Here is a 5,821-nt window from a genome sequence, read left to right on the forward strand (position 1 = left end):
TCGCAGTACGCCGGCTACGTGAACCCCGAAGAGTTCCTCCGCCTGTATGGCATCGAGATCTGTCCCACAGACGGCACTTGCCGACGCCTCTGACCCCCCTGGAAAACCGAGTCAACTCGCGGCATGTAACCCTCCTGACGGCCTGGAAACCGGCCTGTAGGCTGGGGGCAGCCCCGGCCCGAAACGGGGCCGAAGCCTCTCCCACCCAGACGGTGACTCGTGCCCTCAACAGATGTCAACGCCGCTGGTGACACCGACCGACCCGCCGGGTCAGTGTCGGCCACCGGCTACCGCTCGATCGCATACTTCCTGCCGGTCGCGCTGCATGCACGGCTCAAGGCTGCGTGGTGGTCGACGAGGGATGAGCCGGAGGGTGCGCCCGCGCTGGCCGGTCTCGTCGAGGTCGCCATCGGCCGCGAGACCAACCGCCTCGAGCAGCTCTACAACGCCGGCTCCCCTTTCCCTCCTGCCCCCGACCGTGCCCAGGGTGTGAACCCAAGAGGAGCCGCGGGATACCGCCATCAGACCTACTACCTGCCGGTCGCGCTGCACGCGCGCCTCAAGGCTGCGTGGTGGTCGACGAGGGATGAGCCGGAGGGTGCGCCCGCGCTGGCCGGTCTCGTCGAGGTCGCCTTCATGCGGGAAGCCGACCGCCTTGAGCAGCTCTACAACGAGGGTGCCCCGTTCCCGCCGGCGCCGGCCAAGGCGCGAGGGATCAGCCGCGCTGCAGCACAACGACAGGGCGAATGGCTGCGAGGCGAGTGGGAGCGCCGGCGACAGGCGCAGACCCCGCCGACCGACTCCAACGACTGACCCGACTCCGCGCCACGGCGACGTGTTGCACCGGGTGTGCGGTGCAGTATGCCGCCGATGTGCGGCGCAGTATTGCGCCATAATGTCGGATCTCGCTTGACTTGTCGGATCTCGGATGGGCTGACCGGGACTTCTCTCATTCGCGGTGCAGTCCCGGCAGAGCGGTCTGTCTCACACGAGTTGTCACGAATCCGACCCTGCTGCTCCCGCCTCGAAGCAGCACTACGCGGCGCGCCGAGCATCGGACAACTGGAGTGAGAATCCGACAAGTGGAGTGAGACGACTCGACAGGTCCGTGAGAATCGGACAACTGGAGTGAGACACGACACATAACTGCGCGGGTGTGCCTGCTGGAAATATTTCCCAGGGGGAGGGGTTCAAGCTCGATTCGACAACCGTGCCTGCGGCAGAACGCCGATCGGGCTTGATCCTATCACCCGTGTCAAGCGCGGGTGTGGCGGAGGTATTGCGCTGGTCTGCGCCGCGATGTGGCGCAATAACCCTTTCCAGCCGCCGTGGCGATCTCCTCGAGCACACTCTTGCACAGGGGACATCACGAGTGCGTCAGACGCGGGGAGAATCCGCGATGTCCGCGAAGGAGCAGATCTCCGGCCTATACCTCGCAAGAGGGTCGTGAAGTACTCGGCCCACTCAGGAGGCTCGAATGGCAACGACAACTCGTGTGGCATCTCGTCCGCCGGCGCGCCCACCTGCACCGGCGACGGTGGCTCTGGGTGTTCTTCCTCGGCGTCAGCTGACCGGGATCATCCCGGCGCTGCTGTGCATCGCACTGGCGACCGCCGCCACCGGGTTGAACGCGGTGCGCCCGTTCACCGATCTGATCCCGCTGGTGTGGGTCGTGGCCGTGTTGCTCGCCGCCGGCGCGGTCGCATCCGGCGTGCGGACCTTCCAACGGGAAGGGCGGATGGACCCGGCGATCGAGGCGGTCCTTCCGATGCTCGGTGCGGCACAGCCAACCCGTGCTCTCGTCGTGCCGGTGAAGTGGACTCGTGGATGGGTGGGCCTCCCGGAGCGCATCAAGATCCGGTACGCCTCGCACGTCGATGACACCGACCCCCGCTTCGTCGACCAGATCCTCGCAGGCCTTGCACGCAGGCTTGGTGCCGAGTACCGGGTACGCAAGCACAACTCGAGGCGGTGCGTGCTCGTCGTCGAGCTCGCACCCGTGAGTGATCCGGTCTCCCGTGAGCAGCAGCGCGCGATCGAGGTCGTCAAGCTGGTCATCGACCCGACCGCGAGCGTCTCGGTGAAGAGTGCCGATGACGGCTCGGTCTCGAAGATCGACGTCAAGCACAACGTGGGACCGAAGATGGCGATCGCGGCGCGGCGCTCCCAGGTCGAGAAGGTGGTCTCCTCGATGCTCCCTGGCCGGTGGCGTGCGCACTGGGATCTCGAGGGCGACAAGATCACGTTCGAGGTCCGACCGACGATGCCCGACATGGTCCTGCACGAAGTGGAGCCCGCGGCCGCACTCACCCACGCCGCCTACAAGGCGTTCAAGATCCCGATCGGTCCTGACGAAGACGGTCAGATCCAGTCGTGGCATCCGGCGGTCTCCCCGCATTGCCTCGTCATCGGTGGAACCGGATCGGGAAAGACCAGCTTCCAGCACACGGTGCTCACCCATCTCGCGCACGCTCACTGGCGGGTGTGGGTACTCGATGGGAAGCGGATCGAGTTCGCCGGATTCCGGGACTGGCCCAACGTCGAGCTCGTCGGCGCGCGGGTGGAGCACCAGGTGCGGATGCTGCACGCTGCGCACGAGCTCATGGAGGAGCGGTACTCGCAGCTCGAGAACGGCACGGCCCGGCTCGAGGACTTCGACCCCCTCGCGTTGATCATCGACGAGTACGCGACGTTCAAGGCGCGCGTGCAGCGCTGGTACAAGACGGTGAAGCCGAAGGGTGCGCCGGCGCAGGCCCCCGTTCTCGATCTGCTCTCCGATCTCGCGCGACTGGCACGGTCGGCGAAGATCCACATCCTGCTCGGTCTGCAGCGCCCCGACGTCGAGTTCCTCGGCGGTGAGATGCGAGACAACTTCGGCGCCCGCGTCAGCTTCGGTCGTCTCTCCCCGCAGGGCGCCAACATGATGTGGGACAGCTTCGCGGTCGGTGTCGCGATCCCTCGCAACAAGCGTGGCCGCGGTGTCACTCTGAACGCCGAATCTCAGCCCGTCGAGATTCAGGCGTTCTACACCCCCGACCCCGCCAAGCTCGACTCCACCGACAAGGCGGACTGGGATCACCTGGCGGCGCTGCGTCCCGACGCTGCCGACTACGAGCGGATGATGGTGCGCGACCCGGAAGCGGAGCTCACCGACGACGGCGAGGGGGAGGAGCTCGAGCCCGACTACTTCCAGTGGTCCTCGGCCGAGATTGTCGCTTGGGATGCATCGGTACCGTCGACGACCAAGCACGACGCGCTTCGACCCTCCAATGTCACCCCACTGGACTCTCGTGAACGGGTCCGGTTCGTGCCCGAAGTCGACGACGATGCACCGGACGTCGACGCGGCCGCTGACGGCGACGGATACGGCGAATCCCTCGAGGGCCCCGCGGTGGAGCTCGAGGTCGGAGATCTCCTGCTCGTCGACGCGACTCTGGGGCTGTGGGGAGTGGTCGAAGGAGTGGAGCCCGACGTCGTCGACGACGAGTACCTCGCGATCGAATACCGCGACCTCGACAGCGGTGAGGACGGGCTGCTGACGCTCTTCGACAACTCGGTGATCAGCTACCGCCGACCCGAAGCAGCCTGATCGTCGTGGCCGTCATGATGCTGCGGGCCTACCGGCCCCGAGAGAAGGGATGAATCGCGTGTCGAACCAGAGCGTGTCGGAAGACGACTGGATCTCGCTGCTGCTGATCGCCGTGCTCGTCCTGGCCAGTGGCGCAGTGTCGCTGGGGATGTTCCTCGATCCGCTGCGCGCGTGGATGTTGAAGTACCACTTGCTCGAGCAGGGTGAAACCGTGGCGATCCCCGTCGTCGACGGCGTCGGCCTCGGCTGGGGACAGATCCTCGTCATCCTCGCGATCCTGATCGGTGCGATCGCGCTCATCGTGTGGCTCAAGCGCCGCGCGGCTGCCCGTGTCTGAGCTGCCCGCCATGCTCAGCAAACGAGACCCAGGAAGGAGGAGAGATCACCCATGACAACCACACTGACGAACGGCGACAAGACGATCACGCTGTTCACCAAGAAATCATGCGTACAGTGCGTCGCGACACACCGCGCGCTCGATGCTAAGGGAATCGAGTACGACGTCGTCGACCTCAGCGAAGACGCCGCAGCGCTCGAACAGGTCAAGTCGCTCGGCTACCTGCAGGCACCGGTCGTCATCACGGATGAGGATCACTGGTCGGGCTTCCGTCCCGACAAGATCGACGAGCTCGCGCAACGGCTCGCGTGATTGACGACAGAGGCCCCACCGGCAGCTCTTCGCCGGTGGGGCCTCTGCTCTGCTCATCGGAGCGGGACATCATCTGTGCGGCATGTGCGCCGCTGCCCACCGCTGCAGCAGCTGCTCCCGCAGAGGCCCGTTCCGCTCGAGCATCATCCGAACCCCTGCCGGCGCCGCGCCTGCCGGCGCACCGGCCTCGAGGGTGCGCAGCCCGAGATGCTCGCATGCCCAGTCGGCGAGCTCGTCGAGCTCCACAGTGACGGTGGCGGTGACGTCGACGCGCTGCTGCCATTGGACCTTGTAGGCGGGCATCGGACGCTCAATCTGGGTTGCTGAAGAAGTCGATCACGAGCGCGATGGTGATGGGGACGAGGATCACCGCCGCGGCGGTGACGATGATGCGATCGAGGATCGGCGCGGCGAGGATCCCGAGCCACCCAGAGAGGACCGCGGCTGCGATGTACAGCAGCGCGATTACGAGACGGCGGAGCCAACGAGTCGTGGGCTCCGGGATCGTGCGGGGGCGGGCGGCGATGGTCATGAGATCGCTCCGCTCTGGCCGGCACGGTGCTCGCGGATGTGCGTGTAAGGGACTGTGCCGCGGTGGCCGTAGGCGTCGACGATGGTGGCGCTCTTCGGGTTGGTGCGGGTTACGGTGCACCAGGCGCCGAAGTACTTGATCTGGTCGCCGACGCTGATGGTGTCCTTGCTGTGGTCGGTGGCCGCGCCGGTCGCGACCTGCTCGGCGCGGACCTCCTGCCAGTAGGTGAGCTGATCGTCGGTCGCGGCCAGCTCCCTCTCGAGCCGTTCGGCGTAGGCGCCGGTGGCTGCAGCCGTGACCTCGACATACCCGCCAGGAAGGGTGCGGCTTGACCCGTCGAGACGTCGACGGATGCCGGCGCGATCTGCGCGGAGCTTCTCGATCCGGTTCGCCACGGTGATCGGCGCATACCGTGCATCGGTCGCCGCGGCCGCGACGTCGGCACGCACCTGGGCGCGCCGTGCCGCCGCGTCGGCGTCGATGGAGCGGCGGATCGCCGCGTCCGCCTTGCCGATCGCTCGGCGGTGGCCGGCCTCCGAGTGGTGTCCGACCTTGATGGGCTCGCCACCTTCGGGGAGGCGTCGCAGCGCGCGGGCCGCGCGCTCTGCCTCTTCGGTGGCGTCCTGGTGTCGTCGATCTGCGCGCACCGCCAGGGCGGCAGCGCGATCGTTCCTGCGGTCGACCAGGTCAGCCTCGACGACGGCCGCGGCCCGGCGTTCATAGTCGATCGAGATCTCGACGACGAACCCGGCAGCGGTGAGCTGCTCGGCGGTGCGGTTGATGATCGCGATCTTCGGTTCGCGGTCGCGGGAGTGGGGGATGTACCAAGATCCGAGCGCCCGGCTCCACCGCCAGCCGTTGGCCTTGAGAGTATCGGCCGTGCCGTCGCCCCGGCTGGTCCCTTCGATGAGGGTGCCTTCCGCGGCCGCGTGGATGATCGTGAGCATCATGGCCGGCTCCCTTCCCGCGCGGCCGCGTCGTGCGTGAGAGGGTGGCGGAATCCGATCTCCCGTTCCCAGACCTCGGCGGCGCGATGCAGGCCCTCATACTC

The 5,821-nt window shown here is 67.0% G+C and carries 7 protein-coding genes; 4 read left to right on the plus strand and 3 right to left on the minus strand.

Features of this window, described 5'->3' with window-relative positions:
- Positions 1 to 219 precede the first annotated feature (219 nt).
- The 4 genes from B7W94_RS00015 to nrdH all read left to right on the plus strand — a co-directional run bounded on the left by B7W94_RS00015 (position 220) and on the right by nrdH (position 4,238).
- Entirely contained in the window at positions 220 to 813 is a 594-nt protein-coding gene (locus B7W94_RS00015) for a hypothetical protein (protein ID WP_005052738.1), read from the plus strand.
- 664 nt (positions 814 to 1,477) lie between these two features.
- Positions 1,478 to 3,589, plus strand: coding sequence for an FtsK/SpoIIIE domain-containing protein (locus tag B7W94_RS00020; protein ID WP_005052740.1), 2,112 nt, complete (start codon positions 1,478 to 1,480; stop codon positions 3,587 to 3,589).
- Positions 3,590 to 3,647: 58 nt separating this feature from the next.
- Complete coding sequence (locus tag B7W94_RS00025; RefSeq protein ID WP_139833205.1) at positions 3,648 to 3,926, plus strand: hypothetical protein; 279 nt, start codon at positions 3,648 to 3,650, stop codon at positions 3,924 to 3,926.
- 51 nt (positions 3,927 to 3,977) lie between these two features.
- On the plus strand, positions 3,978 to 4,238 hold the full coding sequence (gene nrdH / locus B7W94_RS00030; protein ID WP_005052743.1) for a glutaredoxin-like protein NrdH: 261 nt from the start codon (positions 3,978 to 3,980) through the stop codon (positions 4,236 to 4,238).
- Between the two features lie 69 nt (positions 4,239 to 4,307).
- On the opposite strand, the gene B7W94_RS00035 is transcribed toward nrdH, so the two are convergent.
- From B7W94_RS00035 to B7W94_RS00045, 3 genes are read right to left on the minus strand one after another with little or no spacing between them, the layout of a single operon-like run.
- On the minus strand, positions 4,308 to 4,541 hold the full coding sequence (locus B7W94_RS00035) for a hypothetical protein (RefSeq protein WP_005052746.1): 234 nt from the start codon (positions 4,539 to 4,541) through the stop codon (positions 4,308 to 4,310).
- A 7-nt stretch (positions 4,542 to 4,548) separates the two neighbouring features.
- On the minus strand, positions 4,549 to 4,770 hold the full coding sequence (locus tag B7W94_RS00040; protein WP_005052747.1) for a hypothetical protein: 222 nt from the start codon (positions 4,768 to 4,770) through the stop codon (positions 4,549 to 4,551).
- Positions 4,767 to 5,720, minus strand: coding sequence for a DUF3560 domain-containing protein (locus B7W94_RS00045; protein WP_005052750.1), 954 nt, complete (start codon positions 5,718 to 5,720; stop codon positions 4,767 to 4,769). The genes B7W94_RS00040 and B7W94_RS00045 overlap by 4 nt, the downstream gene beginning before the upstream one ends.
- Positions 5,721 to 5,821: the final 101 nt, after the last annotated feature.

The organism is Microbacterium sp. LEMMJ01 (assembly GCF_002114135.1).
Taxonomy (GTDB): domain Bacteria; phylum Actinomycetota; class Actinomycetes; order Actinomycetales; family Microbacteriaceae; genus Microbacterium.